Here is a 22,384-nt window from a genome sequence, read left to right on the forward strand (position 1 = left end):
CACCCTACACTATATGAAAACGGTACTTGAATTCCTGAAATATGCCAGTGTGATAGCATTGGTACTACTATTAGATGGTTGTAGTGGTGGAGATAAAACTCCCGCGCCCCAAACGGGCTTCAACATTACCGTTACAGATAAACTTACCAACCAGAAAATTCCCAATGCCAGCTTATCTTGGGAGTATCGGGATGCAATTCTACAGTCAGAAAATGGGACAGGAGCCACTAATTCCAATGGTTTCTTTGAAGAAAAGTCCGAAACTAGAAAACCGGGGCACTACCGAATCACCGTTACAGTTGTAGGCTACAAAATAACCAGTCAGGATTTTACGGTGTCGGCCGGTAATATCTCTTCGCTGCCCGTAAAATTAGAACTCGAGTCTCCTCTGGAAATCACTCCATCTAATGTTACCTTCAATAACAATGAGAGTGCAAAATCGGTCTATTTCAAAAACAAAAGCACTCAATATGATCTAGTTCTCAGCATCGAGCCAGCTCAGAAAGACGATTGGGTAAAGTTTAGCCAGACATCCCTGACTATTCCGCCTGGAAGCCAGAAGGAAGTAACTGTAACGGTTAATCGAACAGGACGGGGCTTTGACAGCTACAATAGTACAGCGATCGTCAACTTTAAACAGAATGGTATTCCCTTTACGGATAACCTGAATGTATACATGATCATCGCCAACCCGCAGGCACCAACGGTGACTACCAATCAGCCGACAGGCATTACCCAAAACTCAGCTGATGTGTTGGGTACACTGACCAGCGTAGGAGGTAGTCCGGTAACCGACAGAGGGATTTACTACTCGGAAGCCACTGATCCTAAACCTGACAACGCATCGAAAGCATCGGTAGGAGGAGGTAACCTGGGCGCCTTTACGGCTACGGCTCGCTCACTCAAGGCGGGCACTCACTATTACGTGCGGGCCTATGCAACCAATGCCAACGGGACGGGTTTAGGCGAAGTTAAGGAATTTACTACTTCGGTCGATCCTACACCACCAGCCCTGGCAATTGACCCTATTCCTGATAACAATATAACCCTGAACACAGCTAGTGTAACCGCCATGATTACCAGCAATGGAGGGTCAACCGTGAGTCGTCAGGGTTTTTGCATCAGTACTACAAGTAATCCGACTCTGGCCGATAAAGTTTTTGAAGCCAATGCCGATGGGAGCGGTAAGTTTGGAGTCAACTTAACGGGTTTATCTCAGGGAGTGGTTTATTATGTTCGTGCGTTTGCTATTAATAGTCTAGGCGACACAAAGCCAGGCTATAGTAGTACGATAACGTTCAAGACACAAGTTCCGGTCACTGCCGCAGAAGTTAGTACGTTAGCGGCTACGAATGTGGCCGAAAACTCGGCCTCGCTGCAGGGAAACTTGACTGTATTAGGCTCCTCGCCAGTTGTGCAACATGGATTTTGCTGGTCAACTACCAACGCAGAACCGACTATTGCAGACAAAAGCAAAACAGTAGAGAAAGGCTCTCTGGCTAGCACCGGGCGTTTTGATCACCCATTAACAGGTTTAAACAAAGGCACTAATTATTATCTACGCGCTTACGTAACAACACAAGATGGCAAAACATATTATGGTTCCACGAAAGAGATTGTTACTACGGAATCAGGCTTGCAGCTTTACTATCCTTTCAATGGAAATTCTATAGATATGAGTGGCAATGGGAATAATGCCAATGCCGAAGCCAAACTAACAACTGACCGAGATGGTAATCAGGGACGTGCATACGATTTAAGCGCAGGTCCTATCATTGTTCAGAACAAAAATTATCTCGGTGGTTATACTGGTGATATGAGCATTGCATTCTGGGCAAAAATGAACCCCTCCAATTTCAGTGGAGATCCTAAATACTTACTCAGTAAATTTATCGGGTGCGGTATTGGAGATGGATACTACCTTTTTACTGATCCGGCAACCAATACGCTCAGTTTTTATGTCGGTTATTATGAGAAGCAAAATACGTTCCCGCTTATAAAACAAGCGGAATTAACCGATAAATGGCATCATATTGTTTTTACCAAAAGTGGCAAAACGCTTAATTTTTATCTTGATGGAGACCGATACATCTCTGTAAAATCAGATTTTGATCAGACAAGAGCAAGCAGTTGGCCCTACGATTATTCGCTGGATGGCACTACACTAAACGTAGGGAATCTCAGGACTTGCAACAAGAACACCAACTTTAATGCTTTGTTCGACGAATTCAGGGTTTACAATTTTCAAATGACCGACGGGCAGGTGTCTGAATTGTGGAAGCGTTGAAAAAGAAAACATGATCTTTGGGCTGGCATATTCCAACGGCTTTATTATTTGTTGAGAATACTACTGTTGACTTAATGAACTCCACACACTCATAAAATCCAGGCAATGAAGCCATTTGCTAGTATATTACTGTTACTTTCTGGTCTACTCAGCTGTTCATCTCCCGAAACGGCAGTTCCTGTTTCGGGAGGCAGTACGGAGTTCGTAGAACGCTCGCGGGCAGATATCAACACACCGACCCCTCCCGGCCACTTGTGCATTTATTACGGCTATCCGTCGCTTGTCAACAATGGAAAGGGGGATACAACGGCTGCTATCAAAGTGTTTGCCCAATTTAATCTGATTGTCCTGGGAGATGGACTCTGGCAAACCAGCCATCCCGACTATGCCAATACGAAGTCCATTATAGCTGGATTGGTCGTAAAAAAGCGATTTGTTTTTGGCTATATAGATCTGGGCGTATCGACCAACAATTATTCCGAAGCCCAGCTACGCCAGCAAATAGATGGCTGGAAAACACTAAAAGCATCGGGTATTTTTTTTGATGGAGCCGGTTACGACTTCAAAGTAACCCGCGATCGACAGAACACTGTTATTCAGTATTGTCGACAGGTAGGAATGCGCGTGTTCATGAATGCCTGGAATCCAGATGATGTACTGGCCGACCCCAATTGCTTACTCAATGAGAATGACTATTATTTGGCCGAATCGTATTTAGTGGAGCATAATGCCTATTCTGCATTAGATGCCTGGAAGAAAAAAGCGGATGCCTGTTATGCCTATATGGTAAATAAAGGCATAAAAATAGCCAGTGTAGCAACAGGAGGAGAAACAATAGCGGCTAATTTCAATGCTACTGACAAGTTTTCATTAGCTTGGTGTGGTACATCGATGTACAACTTTCATTACTTTCAAGCCACTAACTCACTATACAGCGCGAATAACAATGTTGTCTATCTTTTCGATAATCTGAAAAACAATTTGGGCACATCTTTTCGGCAAAACAGCGTTCAGAAAGAGGGTGATACACACTATTTTAGAAGTACTGATTCACAAACATTGCATATCTACGGCAATGGCAGCACCCAAGGCAATGGCGCTGTCACCACACCTTAACTACCAAAGCATACTCATCCATGACATTTTATACAGTCAAATTCCTGGTAAGGCTTATAGTATTCATTATGATCATTGGCTTACAGGCATGTAAGAAAGAGGAGCCAGAATCCCGACAAACCATTCAAGGTAAAGTAACTGACAATATTGGAGGGCAACCTTTACAAGGGGTCAAAATAACACTGGAGAAGTCCACACCCGTTTATAGTGATGCAAAAGGCGACTTCACGATACCTAATGTTCTGTTAAGTGAAGGAACGTCAACAACGGCTGTAAAAGATGGTTATGAAACGTATGTTGGCCCAATTACTATTTCGGCTAACCCCAACAGTAATACGGTTAGTATTCAAATGACGCCTAAGGGCTCTATCTATTTTGACCCGGTGCAGCCGCTGAAAATTGATGCAAATGATAAATCAAAATCATTGACGTTAAAAAATATTGGCAGTCAAGGCCCAATACAGATTACCATTAAGCCCGACCCTACCGCGCAGTGGCTTAGTGTAACCCCCAAAGGCCCGATTACCATAGAGCAAAACAAAACCGCTCAGCTCGTCATTTCGGTTGATAATAAGGGTATTACGACATTACGGGATTTTTCAGCCAAGATTCAGTTTGAGTATAGTGCCGTAAATACCAGCTACAAAAGTACCGCTGATTACGAGGTTATTATGTCAGTAACATCGCTACCAGTAGCTGCTATTCCGGCTGTATTGAACGTGGTGCCCCTCTCCGGCGGATATGGTACTGACGTAACTATTTCGGGGCAAAACTTTGAAACGGACACGTCGAAAATACAGGTGCTGTTTGAAGGAAATAAAAAAGCACTGATTAGCAGTGCCACTCCTACCGAATTAAAGGTGAAGGTTCCTGTTAGTGCTAAAACTGGTACTATTCGAATTGTCACAGGACAGGGACAAGGCACGTCCAATGCCATTTTTACTTATACTCTGACTTGTACTGTAAATACCATTGCCAGCCTTAGCACAGGACTTTACATAAACGATATTACCACAGCAGTTGATGGGACTATTTTTGTTTGTGGAGTAGAAGGTTCTCAATCGTCTAACCAGATTTTACGGTCAGGGGTGTATCGTATAAATCCGGGTAGTACTCGCGAAATCACATTACTTGAGCGGGAACCTGGTTTTGTCAATGGAGCACTCAACAGTACAGCTAAGCTCGTTAACCCTACTAAGCTAGTTGCGGTAAATAATGACCTTTACATTGCTGACCAATATGATGCCAGTCGTTACCAGGCTAATTACGCTGAAGGCTACGCCAGTATCCGGCATATGACCAGCACCGAACTATCAACAACACCTAAGCCATACTACGTAAAGCTGACGGATAAAGGCTTTATTGGCGATATTTTATATGTTCCACAGCCAGGATTAAATGGGATTGCGTTTACCGATGGCTCTTATAAAAAATATGGCTTTGATGGTGTTGTAACGGAGTTTACAAACTATCAGGGCTTAAACCTTTACCTCGATTTCGATGGAACGGATGTGTATTCACTTGATGTAGAGCCTGAGAACAATCCAACTCGATGGATACTTCGAAAGCGGTCGGCAACAAATTTATTGGATAATGGAACAATTGCTTCTGAAAACCTGGGCATTCCCAACCCCAATTCAGCTCCGGATAAAACCAATTATCCAAAAGGCATGGTGGTAGATGCTGTTAACCAATGTGCCTATATTTTTGATCGTAGATTAGCGGGGACGAGTGTAGCACATATCATTTATAGAGTGGGCTTAGATGATAAAAAGGTAGATATTATTTACAATGGCTTCCAAGCAGTGAGTCAATTTGACAATGGCAAATTATTACCTGACGCTTCAGGAGCTACATTTGCTTCTGTATCATGCCTAACATACGATAATAAGCGACAGGCTATATTAATAGTAGATGTTTGGCGTGGTAATCAGGTGCGTTCAATTGAGTGTAAATAAATAATCAAGCAGAATTTAACATGTCCAGGTTATTCGATTGTATCGATATAATCGGATGGTTTCAGTACGGGTCACTACCACTTTCGTTCAATAAACGAAGTGACTTGTCCTGGAAAAAGCTGACCAAAAACTGGTTAACTTATGGATCAATTCAGTCTATCACCCATGCAACAGCATGAACTCACCATGCACCAGATGGTGGAACAAATCTACTTGGGCAAGCTCAACTTGGACCAAGCCGCTGTCCACTTCAACGTCAATCGCAAGACAGTACGGCATTGGGTGGATAAGGTAGAGTAAGAGGCTAAAACAAAAAGACAAGCAGCCCCTGAACAAACCAATCGGCCGTCCATTCCGAAGAAAACAGCAGTCCCTTGCTCCTCATCACAGAGTGATGATCACGCCAATGAACCGCGGGCCAGGGTGCATGAACTAGAACAAGAACTGGAAGTAGCAAAATTCAAAGCCCTGTATTATTCCACTATAGTTAAGGTAGCCGAGTAGGAATTAGGCGTTGATATCGAGAAAAAGCCGCCGTGGCTCGGTCCGTTACCAAGCCATCCGATTCATGCTCATGAACTATCCTAGCCTACACATTCGACAGTTAGAAGGATGGCCGCTTCGGCCTTTAGATTTGAGCCACTGTAAAATTCCAAGAATGACTTACCTGGAAAGCACTCAAAATGAGGATAAACCAGTGCCAGTGGGGATGCCCTACTGTCTTCGGCTGAGTTCGCGACTCATGGATCGATTCAGGACCTCACTAGATTACTGAAGCACAGGACTCAACCGGGTGGCTGGAGCCATAGAAATTCGGACTAAAGACCGCACGGATTTCCATGGGTTATGCCACCTGGTTGGTGCATAGTTTTTATCATATTTCTGCTGGCGGTGAACTACCGAGCAGACACGATGGATGAGTTTGTTGCGAACCGCCTTCAGTACTAATATTTTGTTCTTGCCTTCGCCTACTTTCCGCCGATAATAATCACGTAGCTCACCCTTCATCTGGATAACCGACATGGCACCGCACCGATTTCTATGGATTAAGTAAGGGCTGGCGTATAATTTTTGTCATATTTTTCGCCCCGGCGCACAACGGCACAGACGCGATGGATAAGCTTGTTACGGGCTGCATTAATGACCAGCATTTTGGGCTTGCCTTCCTTGAGCTTGCGGATATAGTAGCCCTGAAGGTCTCCTGCTACCTGAATCGCAGACATAGTACCCAGATGAACCAAGGCTTTCAGGCGTTTACGGGCCTGAAAGCCTTGGTTCGGCCTCGGATGCTACTGCCGGAGCGGTACCGCACAGGCGGCCCTGTCAAAAGGAGCTACACCCGCATGGCAATCGGACGGCCGAAGCCGCCAATTTTTTGGGATCATTGATCGTCTGCATTTCGTTGGTGGCCAACAGTAATTCAGTAGCAATGACGGGGCCAACGCCCGGTACGGAGACCATCAAATCAAATAGCTCTTTCAGGTGAACATCCGCCTGGATCAAGTCATGAATCTGCACCTCAATCGCTTTTTGTTCTTCTTTGAGAGCGGCTAAAGACTTTTTAACATTGCTTTTTAGTGTCTTCTGGAGCGACTTACGGATGAACGTTTCCTGTTCGCTCACTGGAACAGCTAGTAGGTTATACGCCTGATTGAGTCGTTGACGAGTCGCGCTTAGAAAGGCCAATTGCTGCATCACCTCGCGAGGTGGGGTCCAAAGTCGGATCTGATCACGAAAGCGCCGGGTGGCCGTTGCCATAAGCGTACTGGGCGATTCGTTGGGCATCAACTTTATCGGTTTTACCTCGTTGCATCCCACCAGCCTGTTTAATCTGGAGAGATGACCGCTCCGGTGGACCGGCTCATCCCCTCCCCTATTTCCAAAGCAATTACGACCTGGCTGTCTCGAAAAATCGTAATATCGCACGAGCTTGGGTAACCATTCTATGCCTTAAAATTCAGCCTATTTTGTTCTATTTTTAGCGGTGTACGATGTAATAATTAACTGCATAGTTCAGGTTAATTAGCAGCTGCCTAGTATGAGAAAATAAATGGCTGATCAACAGGCCTGCTCCTTTTGCATTCGCGTAACAAAGCTTTATATTTCTGTCAGAGTCACTATATACTGTCGACCGATGTTTATTGGAGCGACTGAGACCATCTATCAGCTAAATGACCACAAACTAAACAGTTATCATCGCTACTGAATTACCGAAAATCATATTTTTTAGCAAAAGCAGAGTGTCATAACACTTCTCATTTCAGAACAGGAATGGCCTGACCACATTTGTTCATTTTTTGGCTAACGATACACCATTTGCAGGCGCTTCAAAATCATGAGTAAACTATCTGTCTCTTTGGGAGTAGGTCGTACGAAGGCTTTGAGCGTACTATCATTGGTATTGGTAACTTTTCTAGTAGTCGTACCGTCTCCCAGGCTAAAGGCCCAACCAACGTATAGCCATCGATATACTGTGGATGACGGCTTACCCAGTTCATTTGTTTATCGTGTTTTTCAAGATAGTGAAGGCCTAATTTGGGTTTGTACCGATCAGGGTGTTGTTCGTTTTGATAGCCAGCGATTTGACCGATTTACAACGCGTGAAGGACTTCCTTATAATGATACCTGGGGGATCATGGAGGATAGCCGACGACGAGTTTGGTTTATGAGCTATTCATCCGCTTTTGCTTATTATGATTTGACTAAACGAAAAGTACATTCCATCCCTAATCCTTTTTATTCGAACGAACTTACCTGGGGGATCATTGATGGCCGGGCAAAAGGAACATTTGCGATTTTGAGTGAAGGCACTCATCTGGCGCTAAAATCAGAGAATCATACGTCGACTCCTACAAAAGCTTCGCAAATCAACAAGGCCGACTTAATTCGTCAGGTACCTATTTTGGGTAAATATGCAGATGATTTTGTGGTTCAGTCCTTATACGAAAACATCGATTTTTTTGCGAGGACCTCGTCCGCCTTATTACCTGATAAATGGAAAGAGCAGAGCCGGTATGTTCGGACGGTTCTTTTATACCCCAACCAAACCGTTTTCGGGAAAGAACAGTCGATAACCCTCTACAATGGCCGCACCTCTCGCACCAAACCAATGAATGAATTGGCTAAGAGTCAGGACGAAAAACTGGTTCGTTTGAGTCGGATTGGTGAGAGTGGATTGATTTTAGTCGTGACGCAAAAAGGACATTTCGTCATCGACCAAAACCTAAATCGATTGCGTATATATGATTTTATAGAGCATCTGGCCATCAATAGTTTGCTCATTGATCGAGAGGGTAATTTGTGGATTGCCACAAAAGATCAGGGCTTATTAATGATTACCCAGAAGGCACTTGCTGTCATGAATATTGCTGAGCTTCAGGAGAAATCCGTGAGCGTCATTACAACGGACGCTTCTGGACGAATGTGGTTTGGTACGGTGAATGGTGAAATCTATTGGCAGGATAAACAGGGCGTTCATCGGTTGGCACTGAATCCGATTTATCCGGCAAAAGTTAATCGTATTACCAGTTTGGGGCAACATCATGTCTTGATTTGCTGGGATAATATCTATCATGCTATCGTTCCCATTTCGCTGGTAAAAAATCGGCCAATCGACATGCAGGAACTGGATCATACAAAAGCAAAAAGAGATACGTTCCTGGCTACCCTTTATCCCGACAAAGCGTACCTATTCCGGTGGAAGTCGCTCAAGGATTTTTGTCCGATGAATGACAATGGGTTATATATCGCCACCACATACCGCGTGTATCAATTAACGCTGGTAAACAATCATTACCAGGTTCTGCCCCTTCTGAGTACTCGACGCACCTTCTCGTTGGCTATAAATCGAAAAAAAATCCTGTGGACAGGCTTGGCGACCGGGCTTCAGGCCTATAGCGTTCAACGGGCAACGGATCAGCTTAGTGAGTCAGTCATCAGCTTACCGACTAAGTTCGCTTTACGTGGCCCTGTATACGACTTGAGCATTGACCGTCATGATGCTCTGTGGATTAGTACAGACGGGGATGGGTTAATCCGATTATCGGATAGAAATGAAACACCAATTGGTCAAACCCTGGGTTTGACCATCAAAGATATTCACTATTCCTCCATCAGCGATCGGGTCTACGCAGCGACCAATCAAGGTGTATTGCTCGTTCAAACGACCCACCATCAGCCTTTTAGGTACAGCTTTACCAAGCTATCCCTGAAAAACGGGTTACCCTCTCAGGAAGTACACAGCGTTTACGAGCAACTGGATACGCTGTATGTCGGTACCAACAAAGGGGTATCAAAAATTAGTTTATCGGATGAAAACCTACCTACTCAATCGTCAGCTCCCGTTTTACCTGTGCGCATCAGCCTGTTAGCGATCAATGGTCGATCCATGCCAATCCGGAACCGCTACGAGCTCTCGCACAGTCAAAATAATATTGGCCTTGAGTTTATTGCCCCCACGTTTATCAAGAACCAGACCTTAACCTATGAATACTACCTTTACAGTAAAGAGCAGCCTGATTCAACCTGGCATTCATTGAATCAAAAACGCGTCAAAGAATTTACGGATCTTGATCCCGATACGTATACACTAAGCGTAAGGGCAGTAGACCATAACCGAACCGTAAGCTTTAGGCCAGTGTCAATCACCTTCCTTATTCAGCCCGCGATCTGGCAGAGTTTTTGGTTCCGGATGCTTTTATTTGTTTGTATCCTGGGTTTACTGGCCGGTCTTGCTTGGGTATACATCAAGTGGAAATTGAGACGTCAGCAGGGAATGATGCGGACGGTGTTAACTGCTCAGGAAGAGGAACGGCAACGTCTGGCTGCTGATTTACACGATGACTTGGGGGCAACCCTATCTGCAGTCCGGTATGAACTAGAGCATCGGAACCATAATACGCAACGACTGCTCCATCTACTGGATCATGTTATTGACGACATTCGAACAATTTCTCACAATCTGATGCCACCTGAATTTGATCGGTTAGGATTACGGGCCGCGCTAGAGGAAGCTGTTCCGCGAATCAGTCAACGAGCGGCCATGCCTATTGAACTGATTATTTTTGGAACGGAACAGCCTTTAGCCTCAGATATTGAACTGACTTTATATCGGATTGCCTTAGAACTGCTCAACAATGTCGCTAAACATGCACACGCTCAACAGGCTACTTTACAGCTTCTCTACTACCCCGATCGGTTGATGATGATTATGGAAGACGATGGCATCGGCTATACTCTTGAAGGAAACGAGCAAAAGATGGGAATTGGTCTGCGCAACATTAAGTCGAGAGCGAAATTTCTGAATGCCAGTTTGCAGATCGACTCCCGAACTGGTAGTACAACGACAACCCTGTCCATGCCTTTATAACACCTTTTGATCGCTAAATAACCTTTCGATGACTACACAGGTGTTACCAACTATTCTCATTGCAGATGATCATTATTTATTCAACGATGCTCTCGCCAATTTGCTAACCGCACCGGAGGTCCCCTACCAGATTATTGGTCAGGTTTATTCAGGGGATGAGGTACTGGCTGCGGTCCACACACTAAGGCCCCAGGTACTTTTGCTAGATATCAATATGCCTGGTCGTAACGGGTTGGATATAGCTCAGCAGCTGGTCAAGGAGAATCCAAATCTTCGAATTGTATTTCTCACTATGTATGGCTCCGTAAAATTTGTTGAAGAGGCTCAGGCAATCGGTGTAGCTGGCTATATGCTGAAAAACATCCGCAAAACAAGCCTGCTGGAAGGTCTCGCCATCATTTTAGCGGGCGGAGTCTATTTCGATCCGAGTCTGCAAAATCTGTTGGCCGTTCAGCATCAAGAAGATGATTTTTTCAAACAATTTAGCTTAACCAAACGGGAAATCGAAATTATTCCGCTGCTTTGCCAGGGCCTGACAAATGCTGATGTAGCTCGTAAACTATACCTGGCTGAACAGACCGTTAAAACTCACCGAAAAAACATCTATTATAAATTGGGTATTAGTCATCTGGCCGACTTGATCAAGTTCGCGACGAGTCACAATCTATGAAGCATCGGTCTATTGACTGAGTCACTGTCCATCCACAATTTTCCACAAAAATCTGCTTGCCTACTAGGCAGCATAAGACCCAAAAATACCCCACTTGGGGTATTGAAATCTGTTGGTACTCGCTCCAATTTTGTCAGCAGATTAGTCAATCAATTAAATCCACATGTTTAGGAAAGATCTTTCTTTCTGATTGCCATCAGGCTTAGTGTAAAAACGCAAAAACATGAGATATCAGTCAAATAGGAATTAATACTGCGTCTACTATCCAATCAATTAAAGCTTTCTGCTTTTATCCACCCCCAATCTTCTAAATAAGTTATCTATCTCTTATTATCTGGCATTCATGGAAAGAGAAGAAGTCTTTTTGCTAATTTCCTGCTTTTCATGAATACCCTCAAATCAGGTAGTTGGGGTGATCCAACTACCTGATTTCTCACGGTTAGCTTACCAAGCAGATACATAGTACCTACGCTCCGTTCATCTACAGATTACAGAACAGATGCTGGTTAATACAGATAGTCAACTGAACGTCACTCTGGCGATCCAGCAAAGAGTTAACTTTCTTTCCTGTGACGGCTGCCACCAAAGATTATACGTTGCTGGAGACGCTGATTGCGCCTTTGAAACAACGCCTAGGCATTGTCGTGGCCGATAGTGGCTACTTTGCCCACCATTTCCTGCAGGCGATCTATCAACAGTTTTCCGTATTAGTTACCACGCCTTACCTCCTCAAGGTCACCAAGCAGATGAGCACATTCAAGAAGTACTATAATGACATGGCGGGCAGTGTGGTGGGCCGGTTAACCTACAGCCGACGAAAACCTTCCATTTAACCTACTTTCGCCCATATTAAAGAACTTACTCAACTAGTGCTTTGGCAAAATAGATTCTAGGGGATTCTATAGATTCTATTGTGCTGATAATCAAAAATGATAGAATCAAAAGAATCTATAGAAACTAAATTGGACGAGTACTAGCTGCTATTAATCCACTCCCTTACAAAGCTAGCCCGAGTCAGTGCTTATTTATTGATGGCTAGTTGCACCGTTCAGTTGATGATGTACGATAATTTCACTAACCAATAGGAATTGGGCAGCATGGAAGCCTTAAAAGCCGCTTTTCAATAATGCCCACCCCTCAAACCATTGACTAAGGTTCTTAGCACAAAAAAGCAGGCTCTCAAGACGGAGACTGCTTTCCTTAACAATTAACTATTACTTAAATCCAGTGACTTTTATCATGCGTCAATATCTATATGAATAGGTTGCTTCGATAAACAAGCAACTGCGCTATCGTTTTCTCATTCGAATACGCCTTAGCTGCTATAAACTACCATTTGAGAAAGAGGAAATCCTACTCAGAATGAGTATTAAACCGATTTGGATGAGCAATTGGCCGATTACAGATGGTATTGGGAAGAGCAAAATTTCACCGAAAAATCTTCAGTAACTCATCCTTCCGGCTGCGGGACACGTGTACGGTCGAGTTGTCGCTCATGACAACATAGCCCCCTTCGCCCCGAACGTAGCGGATAATTTCGTTCAGATTAATCAGATGGGATTGGTGAACCCGTAAAAACGAACTCTCTTCCAGCATTTCTTCGATCTCCTTTAGGGTTCTGGAAACAAGTAACGACTGGCGCGATTTGAGGAATACGTGCGTATAATTGTTATCGGCCTCACAACGGATAATGGTGTCGATCATCACCAGTTCAAACCCTTGCAGGCTGGGCAGCGCTATTTTCTGTAAGGCGGGTTTGTGGCCTAGTTTCTGAAGCAATAGCTCAATCTGCTGAGCCATATGTGGTTCTGGTTGCAGGTTGACTTTGGCAACGGCTTTCAGCAAATCATCTTTATCAATGGGTTTCAGCAGGTAATCCAGCGCACTAAATCGAATGGCTTTTATGGCATAGGTATCATAACCGGTGGTGAAGATAACATCGAACGAAATGCCGGGGAGTTCTTCCAGCATTTCGAAGCCATTCATCAGCGGCATTTCTACATCTAGAAAGAGCAAATCAGGTGTATGCTCGGCTATCGCTTTCAGTCCTTCGGCTGCCGAACGACACTCAGCCAGTACGATTACCTGCGGACAATACTTAGCCAACTGCATGGATAGTGTTTCCCGACAGTGGGCTTCGTCGTCAATAATTATTGCTTTTATCATACATGAAATCGTTTTTTCTGACAGGATTTACAGGATGAACAGGATTGAAAATCGAAAAAAACATCCTGTTCATCCTGTAAATCCTGTCAGAAAAATAGCTTATTAGCTAATCGGGATACGTACCGTTACACTTGTTCCGGCGGGTTCGCCGTCTGGATCAACCAGATCCCGGATGTGCACGGTTGGCTGTCTGCCATCTAACAACTGACTAAGTTTTAATCGGTTCGAGGTAATCTGCATACCCATTGATTTCGTTCGGGTAGCTGATTTGCTCTTCAATTCGGCCGATTTTTTCCGACCAATACCATTATCCTCAATCGTGCAAATCAGGACATCTTTCTCTACATGCCAGTTAATCGTTATGCAACCTCCCCCCTCTTTGTGCATGAGTCCATGCCAAATAGCATTTTCAACATACGGTTGAATAATCATAGGCGGTAGTTCGGTATAGGCGGGTTCAACTTCTTTGCCAATCTGAATCGAAAATGTGAACTGATTATCGAACCGAAGCGATTCGAGCGTCAGGTAGAGTTGTAGCGATTCAAGTTCGCTTTCCAGCGTGACCACAGGCATGCTCGAATGATGCAAAATCAGTCGGATCAGTTTCGAGAATTTGGATAAATAGTCTGATGCTTTCTCCGATTCATTTTTCATGATGAATCGGTTAATTGAGTTAAGGCTGTTGAAGATAAAATGAGGGTTCATCTGCGCCCTGAGTGCCTGCATTTCCATAGCAGCTAACTGCTTATTGAAAGCCGTTTTTTGCGCTTCCTGATGCTTGACCTGCCGAATCCGATATTGTAAAGCCATGTAAATCAGACCCAACGTAAGCAAGAACATCAACCCTCTGAACCACCAGGTTTGCCAAAAAGGCGACTGAATCGTAATGTGGAGATGTGCTCCCTGCTCATTCCAGACTCCATCGTTATTAGAGGCCTTTACCCGAAATGTATAGGTTCCTGAGTCCAGATTGGTATAACTCACAAAACGCCGGGCACCACAATACACCCACCCTTTGTCGACACCCGTTAATTGGTAGGCATACTGATTCTTCTCAGGCATGATAAAATTGAGCGCCACAAAGTCGAATGAAAGGTCATTTTCCTGATACGGGAGTTCAAGCGTTTCAATAGGTAATTGTTCGGTCATATTCTGGATCTGAACCCGTGTAATGCGAACGGGCGGAATCAGAGGATTTTCCTGAATGGTTGACGGATCGAAAATATTGAACCCATTCGGTCCACCAAATACTAGCTGGCCATTCATCCCTGCTGCGCAGGCATCAAAAAACTCATTGGATTGCAAACCATCGCTTTCATCGTAATTGCGGCATACCTTGGTTTTGGGATTGAACCGACAGACGCCCTGATTGGTCGACAGCCACAGGTTGTCTGCTCTATCTTCCACAATACCAACGATATGATTATTCGGGAGTCCATCCTTGGTCGTAAAGGCGGTGAATGAATCCGTTCGGGCATCATACCGGTTTAAACCGCCCTGATTGGTCCCCACCCACAACTGTCCCTGACGATCTTCATACAGGCTGCGAATATCTTTATCCGTTAAATAACCAAGGGCCTGCTGATAATGCGGCTGGTAATGAATAAAGCTTCCTGTTTTTGGATAAAGTCGGCTAAGCCCTCTTCGGGTAGAAGCGGCCCATATGGTTCCATCCCGAGTAGGCAATACCGCCACTAGCGATTCGTCGCCCAGGCTATTGGGATTTTTTGGATCATGGTAATAATAGGTAAACTGTTGAGTTTGGGGATCAAAGCAGGCCAGCCCTCGACCTGCCATCCATAGTTTCCCGCTCGCATCTTCCCGAATACATCGCACTCGAACCTGACAAGGATATGCAGAAAACAAGCCCGTTTTTCGATCCAGTCGATGTAAGTAAAGACCAGCACTTACCCATAGCTGCCCCGCTCGGTCTTCGAAAATAGCCGTTACGCCATCATTAAATACATGACTGACTGAAGCTGGCCCAAGCGTATACCGCTGATAACGACCTGTTTCCCGATGAAACGAATACAACTCGCCTAAATCATTACTGAACCAGACAACGCCCGAATGATCCTGGCATATGGTCCGAATGCTATTTTCCGGCAACCGAACAATGTTGTTGTTGGCAACCAACTGAAACGTATGAAATTTTTTAGGCTGCGCTACGTACTTGTCAAGCCCATTGTCGGTACCGATCCATAGAATTCCTTCCCGGCTTAGTCCGAGGGAAAAAATCGTATGGCTACTCAGTCCTCCGGCTTGTGTAGGACTGGCTAACACACGAGTCAGTTTTCCCGTTTTTACGTTGACATGAATTAATCCATCATGGCCAGGAAGCGTGCCCCACAAATTCCCGGCTCTATCCATCTGAAGAGCCCCAAATGGATAGTATCGATTAATTTCCCGCCCTTTAGGCTGATAGGTATATATTTTCTGAAGTTTCCCTGCCTCGGTTAATTCATAGAATTGTCCCGACATCGTGCCAATCCATAGTGCCCCGGTGGGATCAGGGTAAATCAGCAATACGGCCCCTGATGTATCTGTAGTTCCCTGGCTTAATTCAAAACGGCTATAAACGCCCGTTCGGCGATTGAGTTGGTACAATCCGCTATTCGTGCCAATCCATAATCGCCCTTGGCGGTCCTCCTTAACTGTGTACACATCAGGTCTTTCGGGATTAGGCGACGGAAACAACGTAAACTTTCGGGTTTCAGGATCAAATCGATTCAACCCTTCCCGAGAAGCAATCCAGAGTATACCCTCCCTGTCCTCAACAATCGAAAACATGGCATTTCGTAGCGAAATTCGGGCAGGATCAATTCGGTAGGTGATGGTTTTACCGGTCTGTCGATCAAATAAATGAAGGCCTCCGCCCAGGGTCGTTACCCACATACGCCCTTTTCGGTCCTGGCAAATTCCAGATATCCAGTTATGGCTTAGGGTATTAGCCGGATCGGCAGGGTCGGGTTTGTAGACGGTAAACGAATAACCATCATATTTATTCAGCCCATCTTTGGTACCCAGCCACAAAAACCCGTCGGAATCCTGCCAGATACACAGGATAGAATTATGCGAAAGGCCATTCTGCGCCGACAATCGATCAAACTGAAGACTGCCAGAATTGAATTGCCCCCAACAGTTGACCGATAAGCTAATCAGGAGCATCAGCCCGCTGTATGTCGAAAACCGGGAAACCAGACGGCGAAGCTTTTGGCAGAAAAACATGGGGATTAGCGAACGGGAACGGGGCTATTTTTTCTACTAAAATACGCATATCCCAGTCTTCTACCTTAACGGCTCTAAAACAAAAGCAGCGAGACTACCCTTCGGACTGGTAGCTCGCTGCATTCATGCCCAAATGGGCAATTATTGACCAATCTCGATGGTCGTACTGTCTTTCTTACGCTGTTTCGATACGTAATATTCGTTGGCAGCCTGATTTTGCGGCTCGCTTATCCGCTGAATTTTATAATTCCGATCAGCGAGGTTATTCGAGGGTACATGTTCTGCCGTAATACCGCCTACTGGCTGTGTAGTAGGCATCTGGTGTTTGTAATTGGCTAATTGCCCCTCAGCCGGTGTCGTCGTTTTAACGGCTACCGTTGGCTTTCGCTCCCACCGACTTGCCGAAGCTGCCATACCCGAATGTTTGTAATTACCGGTTGAGTACATCGGGTTATTTAGAGGCTTTCGCTGTCCGTCATCCTGAGAAAAGGCTTGCCCCGACGCAGCCAGAATACTGACCCCGACGAGCAAAAAGGCTATTGATTTCATGACGTTTCTATGGTTTTGTTATCCAACAAAGTTAGTACTCTGTCGGACAATAGAACAACGAAAACATCTACTATTCTTATAGTTAAGGTAGTTTTTTTCGAATTAATCGTAAAATCGACTCCGAATCGGTCAATTCGGAGGCCTTTTCTAATGAAAACCACCGGATATTATTAATTTCATCAGAATCCCCAAACAATTCATTTGGGTCCGCTTCCAATAAAAATCGAATGTCATAGTGCAGGTGCTCAGGTACCTCTTTCCGGGCCGGAATTTGATGTACATCGACGTCGAAAATAGCGGGTGATAGTAATCGCACCGAACTCAACCCGGTTTCTTCCTGCGCTTCACGGAGCGCAACAGCCGCTACGTCTGGGTCGCCATCGGCATGTCCACCGGGCTGGAGCCAACGATCAAGCTTACGGTGGTGGATTAGAAGCGTTTGCGTACGATCGGGATCAACAATCCAGGCCGATCCCGTCACGTGTCCAATGAGTAACGACCGGTCAAAACAATCAGAATATTGCTCTACAAAGGCAATAGTAGCCTGAGTCATAGCTTGTTCATTCGGATCGGCCGGTATGTGCTGATGAAGTAACTGAAGCAAGGGTTGTCGATGCATGAATTGGGTTTTTGCTTAAAAAGCCGCAATTTGGTGCTGTTTTTCATAAACACCTAAAACCAACTTATTCTAAAGTCATGCGTAAACTCGTACTGAGCGGTGTTACACTCTGCCTTGTAGCCCAGTTAGCTACTGCTCAAATTAAATTGCCTTCGCCTAGCCCTGGTGCCACAGTTATGCAAACCATTGGCACAACCGACTTAACCGTAACGTACTCACGCCCAAGCCTGAAAGGCCGCCAACCCTTCACCGATTCGTTTGTTCCTCTCGGAAAAGTTTGGCGAACGGGTGCCAATGCCGCAACCAATATTACCACCACCACTGATTTGATGGTCAATGGGAAAACCCTACCCGCCGGAACATATGCCATTTTGACGATTCCTGCCGAAAGTAGTGCTACCTTGATTTTCAGCAAAAACAAGACGGTTTCCGAAGCGGAATACAAACAGGCAGATGACGCTCTGCGGGTAGAGATGACGCCTGCCGAAATCAGTGATAAGGTGGAAACGTTCACCATTAACTTTAGCGACCTGACCGACAGTACGGCAAAACTGAATTTCATGTGGGCCAATGTAAAAGCCAGCGCCGATCTTAAGGTTGATGTCAACGCCAACGCAGCTGCCAATGTCGACAAAGCTGTAGCCGACAAACCCGATGATGCCGCTGTTTTACAGGCAGCCGCCAGCTACAACCTCTCGAAAGGGCGTAACCTGGAGCAGTCGCTGGGTTGGATCGACCGATCAATTGCGAAGGGAGAAAACTACCGGAATCTATACGTAAAATCGCAGATTCTGGCGAAAATGGGCAAGTATAGCGATGCCCTGCCCCTCGCGCAGAAAGCCCTTACCATGGGACAATCATCGAACGACGGCGCGTTCCCATTTTTCAAGGATGGCATCGAGAAAAGCATTGCAGAATATACATCGAAAGTCCCTGCTGTACCAGCGGTGAAAGCCGGAAAAGGTAAAAAGAAGGCGTAATGAATTTTGATTCTGTAGACCAACAAAAGGCGGCACTCAATGTCGCCTTTTGTTGGTTTTATCCCATCACATGAATGGCAATCAACCCTAAAAATCAGCGAATGAAATTCCGACTTCTTCTCCCCATACTAACAACCCTGCTGGCGCTTACTCACCCGACACACCTAAAGGCGCAACCGCTGCACCGACTCCCCATAAAGACGGTGCAGGACCTTCATGCTTATTTTAAATGGTCCGATAAAAAACAACCCATCATTAGTGGACACCGAGGAGGTATGGTGAATGGATTTGCCGAAAACTCGCTGGCGTCTTTCGAAAACACCCTAAAATACACGCCCGCTTTTTTTGAAACCGACCCTCGGCTCACCAAAGATAGTGTTATTGTGCTACTCCACGATGCTACCCTGGAGCGAATGACCAATGGTACCGGCAAGCTCTCCGACTATACCTGGGAAGAACTCAAAAAACTCCGGTTGAAAGATATTCAGGGCAATCTAACGCAACAACGGATGCCAACGTTGGAGGAAGCCATCGAATGGGCAAGAGGTAAAACAATACTTAATCTGGACCGAAAAGATGTGCCCCCTTCTATGACAGCAGCTATCATACGTAAGCACAAAGCCACAGCTTTTGTGATGCTCACGGTTCATTCGCCAGAGCAGGCACTGTACTATTACAGGGATAATAAAGACTTGATGTTTTCCGCTTTCATTAAAAACAGACAGGAACTGGAGGCCTACGAAAAATTGGGTATTCCAGCGAGCAACATGATTGCCTACATCGGCCCAACGATCAAACCAGAGAACAAGGAACTTTACCAGCTCCTAAATGGCAAAGGGATTATGTGTATGATTTCGGCCGCATCAAGTTACGATAAGTTGCCCAATGAGCCGGAACGATTAAACGCTTATCGGGCTATTATTGAGGATGGAGCAAGCATTCTGGAGTCTGATTACCCTATTGACGTGGCCAAGGCGCTAAACCTTCCTAAAGCGGGAGCAACTAATTCTACTAAACCAAAATAGGCGGTCTATTCTTGAGACGCTCGTTGATACCCTACTCACAAAGTACAAAGAACCAAGTATAGGAAGCCGAAAAATAACTTCTGGATGAGTCAACTCGTTAAGCCAAACTAATGAAGCTTTTAACCACTACTGCTTTTTGTTTACTGCTGCTAATCTCCAGCCAAGCTCAAACTCCTCTTCGACTCGCCATTGCCGGATTAAGTCATGGCCACGTAGGCTGGGTATTTAATCGTCCCGATAAAAAAGACACAGAACTCGTTGGTATTTATGAAACCGACCAGGCCTTGGTCGATCGGTTTGTTAACCGCTACAAACTGGATAGAAAGCTATTTTTCACTGACTTGGGCAAGATGCTTGACCAAACAAAGCCGGATGCCGTTTCGGCTTTTGGGGCTATCAGCGATCACATTGGTATTGTTCGGGCGTGCGCGCCCAGAAAGATCAACGTAATGGTCGAAAAACCACTCGCGACTACGTTTGCTGATGCCAAAGAAATCCAAAGCCTTGCACAAAAAAATAACATCAAAGTACTGACGAACTTCGAAACGTCCTGGTATGCCAGCAATCAGTACGTTCATGAGCTTTATGAGGCAGGCAAATTGGGTGAGATCAAGAAAGTGATGATCAATGATGGGCATCAGGGACCCAAAGAAATTGGGGTCAGTAACGAATTCTTTGCTATTCTGACTGACCCGGCCAAGAATGGCGCTGGCGCCTTAATCGACTTTGGGTGTTACGGAGCTAATCTGATGACCTGGTTAATGAAAGGGCAAAAGCCGTTGACCGTAACCGCCGTCACTCATCAAAACAAGCCAGACATTTACCCCAAAGTCGATGATGAAGCCACCATTGTGTTGCAGTATCTGTCGGCCCAATGCATTATTCAGGGCTCGTGGAACTGGACATTTGCCCGGAAAGATATGGAGGTCTACGGCACAAAAGGGTACGCTGTTGCCGTAGATGCAACCACCATTCGAGAACGATTGCAAAACAAAGACCCCGAAGAGCGCAAGAAAATAGACCCTCGGCCCGCTCCATTCACCGATCCTTTTTCGGTATTAGCCGACGTGGTTCAGGGACGACTGAAGTTAGATCAGAACGATTTATACGAGCTACCGATTAATGTAACAGCGGTTGAGATTTTAGAAGCAGCCAAGCTGTCGGCCAAGTCGGGAAAGACGGTTTCGTTAAAATAGCCTTTCTCTTCGTCAGATATTCGTTCAATCAAGGTGCTGCTCATGAATCGCAGACATTTTCTGGCCCTAACGGCTGGCGCTTCCGCCACCGTTGGGCTTAGTTCATTCGACTGGGAAGCCGCTCAGGCAATCCCCATCATCGACACCCATATTCATTTGTTCGACCCAACTCGTCCTGGGGGCGTGCCCTGGCCGACTCCCAAAGATGGTATTCTGTATCAGCCAGCGCTTCCAGCCCGATATCGGAAAATTGCCGTCCCGCTAGGTGTTGTGGGGGCAGTGGTTGTCGAAGCTAGCCCCTGGCTGGAAGACAATCAGTGGGTTCTCGACCAGGCAGCAGAGGATAAGATCATCGTTGGCATCATAGGCAATCTTGAGCCGGGGAAACCAAACTTCCGTCAGCAGCTTGAGCGTTTCCAACGTAATCCGTTGTTTCGCGGCATTCGGCACGGAAACCTTTGGGATCGGGATTTAGCGGGCCAATTATCGAATCCCAGATTTGTATCTGATCTTCAGCTACTGGCTCAGGCTGGTCTCGTGTTGGATACCGCGAACCCAAACCCGGCCTTACTGGCAGCCATCGTACGATTGACGGATCAAGTGCCTACGCTGCGGGTAATCATCGATCACCTTCCCCAAATGGTAACACCACAGGATACAAAAACGAAGAAGGCCTGTGAAACGTATTTACACGAGTTAGGTCAGCGCCCTCAGGTGTACGTAAAGATTTCGGAAGTCCTGCGCCGAGTGGATGGAAAAATACCGCAGACAGTCAGTTTCTATCGGGCACACCTGGATGAGCTGTTCGACCGTTTCGGAGAAGATCGGTTGCTGTATGGAAGTGACTGGCCCAACAGCGATCAATGGTTGCCCTTCAATGTCGGCCTACGATTGGTTCATGAATACTTTATGAGTAAAGGCCAGCCTGTGGCAGAAAAGTACTTCTGGAAGAATTCGATTAAGGCGTACCAGTGGCATAAACGCGATCCTACTCAGCCAGGGTAATGTGTCTGACTGGGCTTTTCTACTAATAAAATATAGCTTTTTTTGTCATTCCGACGTCAGGAGGAATCTCAACTTTCGTATTAGCTAAGCTTGAGATTCCTCCTGACGTCGGAATTGTAAGTTTGCCTTGAACAAATAATCTTTGGTTGTCCAGCTCATACCTACGTCGGGATGGTCTTCTAGACCGGTTGTCATGATCGGTAGGCTGGATAATCAA

The 22,384-nt window shown here is 45.5% G+C and carries 18 protein-coding genes; 11 read left to right on the plus strand and 7 right to left on the minus strand.

Annotation, left to right across the window (positions count from 1 at the left end):
* The first annotated feature begins 13 nt into the window (after nt 1-13).
* The 4 genes from ACYVGR_RS26635 (at nt 14) to ACYVGR_RS26650 (ending at nt 5,661) form a co-directional block, all read left to right on the plus strand.
* On the plus strand, nt 14-2,287 hold the full coding sequence (locus tag ACYVGR_RS26635; RefSeq protein WP_460962551.1) for a LamG-like jellyroll fold domain-containing protein: 2,274 nt from the start codon (nt 14-16) through the stop codon (nt 2,285-2,287).
* A 105-nt stretch (nt 2,288-2,392) separates the two neighbouring features.
* A complete protein-coding gene (locus ACYVGR_RS26640) occupies nt 2,393-3,403 on the plus strand; it encodes a hypothetical protein (protein ID WP_460962553.1) in 1,011 nt (336 codons plus the stop codon).
* Between the two features lie 20 nt (nt 3,404-3,423).
* Complete coding sequence (locus ACYVGR_RS26645; protein WP_460962555.1) at nt 3,424-5,361, plus strand: carboxypeptidase regulatory-like domain-containing protein; 1,938 nt, start codon at nt 3,424-3,426, stop codon at nt 5,359-5,361.
* Between the two features lie 141 nt (nt 5,362-5,502).
* A complete protein-coding gene (locus tag ACYVGR_RS26650) occupies nt 5,503-5,661 on the plus strand; it encodes a helix-turn-helix domain-containing protein (protein WP_460962557.1) in 159 nt (52 codons plus the stop codon).
* A gap of 468 nt (nt 5,662-6,129) precedes the next feature.
* On the opposite strand, the gene ACYVGR_RS26655 is transcribed toward ACYVGR_RS26650, so the two are convergent.
* From ACYVGR_RS26655 to ACYVGR_RS26665, 3 genes are all read right to left on the minus strand, one after another.
* Nucleotides 6,130-6,384: a hypothetical protein gene (locus ACYVGR_RS26655; protein WP_460962559.1), complete on the minus strand. Its 255-nt coding sequence runs from the start codon at nt 6,382-6,384 to the stop codon at nt 6,130-6,132.
* A gap of 23 nt (nt 6,385-6,407) precedes the next feature.
* Nucleotides 6,408-6,584 (minus strand): hypothetical protein, encoded by a 177-nt coding sequence (locus ACYVGR_RS26660; protein WP_460962561.1) that lies wholly within the window; start codon nt 6,582-6,584, stop codon nt 6,408-6,410.
* Nucleotides 6,585-6,684: 100 nt separating this feature from the next.
* Nucleotides 6,685-7,146 (minus strand): transposase, encoded by a 462-nt coding sequence (locus ACYVGR_RS26665; RefSeq protein WP_460962563.1) that lies wholly within the window; start codon nt 7,144-7,146, stop codon nt 6,685-6,687.
* A gap of 550 nt (nt 7,147-7,696) precedes the next feature.
* Here ACYVGR_RS26665 and ACYVGR_RS26670 point away from each other — a divergent pair.
* The 3 genes from ACYVGR_RS26670 (at nt 7,697) to ACYVGR_RS26680 (ending at nt 12,232) form a co-directional block, all read left to right on the plus strand.
* On the plus strand, nt 7,697-10,729 hold the full coding sequence (locus ACYVGR_RS26670; RefSeq protein WP_460962565.1) for a sensor histidine kinase: 3,033 nt from the start codon (nt 7,697-7,699) through the stop codon (nt 10,727-10,729).
* A gap of 28 nt (nt 10,730-10,757) precedes the next feature.
* Nucleotides 10,758-11,399, plus strand: a complete 642-nt coding sequence (locus ACYVGR_RS26675) for a response regulator (RefSeq protein ID WP_460962567.1) — start codon at nt 10,758-10,760, stop codon at nt 11,397-11,399.
* Between the two features lie 569 nt (nt 11,400-11,968).
* Entirely contained in the window at nt 11,969-12,232 is a 264-nt protein-coding gene (locus tag ACYVGR_RS26680; RefSeq protein WP_460962569.1) for a hypothetical protein, read from the plus strand.
* A 595-nt stretch (nt 12,233-12,827) separates the two neighbouring features.
* On the opposite strand, the gene ACYVGR_RS26685 is transcribed toward ACYVGR_RS26680, so the two are convergent.
* The 4 genes from ACYVGR_RS26685 to ACYVGR_RS26700 form a co-directional block, all read right to left on the minus strand.
* A complete protein-coding gene (locus ACYVGR_RS26685) occupies nt 12,828-13,565 on the minus strand; it encodes a LytR/AlgR family response regulator transcription factor (protein ID WP_460962571.1) in 738 nt (245 codons plus the stop codon).
* Between the two features lie 102 nt (nt 13,566-13,667).
* On the minus strand, nt 13,668-16,793 hold the full coding sequence (locus ACYVGR_RS26690; protein WP_460962573.1) for a two-component regulator propeller domain-containing protein: 3,126 nt from the start codon (nt 16,791-16,793) through the stop codon (nt 13,668-13,670).
* 141 nt (nt 16,794-16,934) lie between these two features.
* Entirely contained in the window at nt 16,935-17,342 is a 408-nt protein-coding gene (locus ACYVGR_RS26695; RefSeq protein WP_460962575.1) for a hypothetical protein, read from the minus strand.
* Nucleotides 17,343-17,424: 82 nt separating this feature from the next.
* A complete protein-coding gene (locus ACYVGR_RS26700; RefSeq protein ID WP_460962577.1) occupies nt 17,425-17,961 on the minus strand; it encodes an NUDIX hydrolase in 537 nt (178 codons plus the stop codon).
* A 77-nt stretch (nt 17,962-18,038) separates the two neighbouring features.
* On the opposite strand from ACYVGR_RS26700, the gene ACYVGR_RS26705 reads away from it, so the two are divergent.
* From ACYVGR_RS26705 to ACYVGR_RS26720, 4 genes are all read left to right on the plus strand, one after another.
* Nucleotides 18,039-18,941 carry a DUF2911 domain-containing protein gene (locus tag ACYVGR_RS26705; protein WP_460962579.1) on the plus strand — a complete coding sequence of 301 codons (903 nt, stop codon included), beginning with the start codon at nt 18,039-18,041 and terminating at the stop codon, nt 18,939-18,941.
* 101 nt (nt 18,942-19,042) lie between these two features.
* Complete coding sequence (locus ACYVGR_RS26710; RefSeq protein ID WP_460962581.1) at nt 19,043-19,966, plus strand: glycerophosphodiester phosphodiesterase family protein; 924 nt, start codon at nt 19,043-19,045, stop codon at nt 19,964-19,966.
* Nucleotides 19,967-20,076: 110 nt separating this feature from the next.
* On the plus strand, nt 20,077-21,162 hold the full coding sequence (locus ACYVGR_RS26715) for a Gfo/Idh/MocA family protein (protein WP_460962583.1): 1,086 nt from the start codon (nt 20,077-20,079) through the stop codon (nt 21,160-21,162).
* Between the two features lie 42 nt (nt 21,163-21,204).
* Nucleotides 21,205-22,167 (plus strand): amidohydrolase family protein, encoded by a 963-nt coding sequence (locus tag ACYVGR_RS26720; protein ID WP_460962585.1) that lies wholly within the window; start codon nt 21,205-21,207, stop codon nt 22,165-22,167.
* The last annotated feature ends 217 nt before the right edge of the window (nt 22,168-22,384 follow it).

Source organism: Spirosoma litoris (assembly GCF_054776755.1).

Excerpts from the sequence above, each read along its gene's own strand:
- ACYVGR_RS26635 (WP_460962551.1), top strand. The coding sequence starts at position 14 with ATGAAAACGGTACTTGAATTCCTGAAATATGCCAGTGTGATAGCATTG.
- ACYVGR_RS26640 (WP_460962553.1), top strand. The coding sequence starts at position 2,393 with ATGAAGCCATTTGCTAGTATATTACTGTTACTTTCTGGTCTACTCAGC.
- ACYVGR_RS26645 (WP_460962555.1), top strand. The coding sequence starts at position 3,424 with ATGACATTTTATACAGTCAAATTCCTGGTAAGGCTTATAGTATTCATT.
- ACYVGR_RS26650 (WP_460962557.1), top strand. The coding sequence starts at position 5,503 with ATGGATCAATTCAGTCTATCACCCATGCAACAGCATGAACTCACCATG.
- ACYVGR_RS26655 (WP_460962559.1), bottom strand. The coding sequence starts at position 6,384 with ATGTCGGTTATCCAGATGAAGGGTGAGCTACGTGATTATTATCGGCGG.
- ACYVGR_RS26660 (WP_460962561.1), bottom strand. The coding sequence starts at position 6,584 with ATGTCTGCGATTCAGGTAGCAGGAGACCTTCAGGGCTACTATATCCGC.
- ACYVGR_RS26665 (WP_460962563.1), bottom strand. The coding sequence starts at position 7,146 with ATGCCCAACGAATCGCCCAGTACGCTTATGGCAACGGCCACCCGGCGC.
- ACYVGR_RS26670 (WP_460962565.1), top strand. The coding sequence starts at position 7,697 with ATGAGTAAACTATCTGTCTCTTTGGGAGTAGGTCGTACGAAGGCTTTG.
- ACYVGR_RS26675 (WP_460962567.1), top strand. The coding sequence starts at position 10,758 with ATGACTACACAGGTGTTACCAACTATTCTCATTGCAGATGATCATTAT.
- ACYVGR_RS26685 (WP_460962571.1), bottom strand. The coding sequence starts at position 13,565 with ATGATAAAAGCAATAATTATTGACGACGAAGCCCACTGTCGGGAAACA.
- ACYVGR_RS26690 (WP_460962573.1), bottom strand. The coding sequence starts at position 16,793 with ATGTTTTTCTGCCAAAAGCTTCGCCGTCTGGTTTCCCGGTTTTCGACA.
- ACYVGR_RS26695 (WP_460962575.1), bottom strand. The coding sequence starts at position 17,342 with ATGAAATCAATAGCCTTTTTGCTCGTCGGGGTCAGTATTCTGGCTGCG.
- ACYVGR_RS26700 (WP_460962577.1), bottom strand. The coding sequence starts at position 17,961 with ATGCATCGACAACCCTTGCTTCAGTTACTTCATCAGCACATACCGGCC.
- ACYVGR_RS26705 (WP_460962579.1), top strand. The coding sequence starts at position 18,039 with ATGCGTAAACTCGTACTGAGCGGTGTTACACTCTGCCTTGTAGCCCAG.
- ACYVGR_RS26710 (WP_460962581.1), top strand. The coding sequence starts at position 19,043 with ATGAAATTCCGACTTCTTCTCCCCATACTAACAACCCTGCTGGCGCTT.
- ACYVGR_RS26715 (WP_460962583.1), top strand. The coding sequence starts at position 20,077 with ATGAAGCTTTTAACCACTACTGCTTTTTGTTTACTGCTGCTAATCTCC.
- ACYVGR_RS26720 (WP_460962585.1), top strand. The coding sequence starts at position 21,205 with ATGAATCGCAGACATTTTCTGGCCCTAACGGCTGGCGCTTCCGCCACC.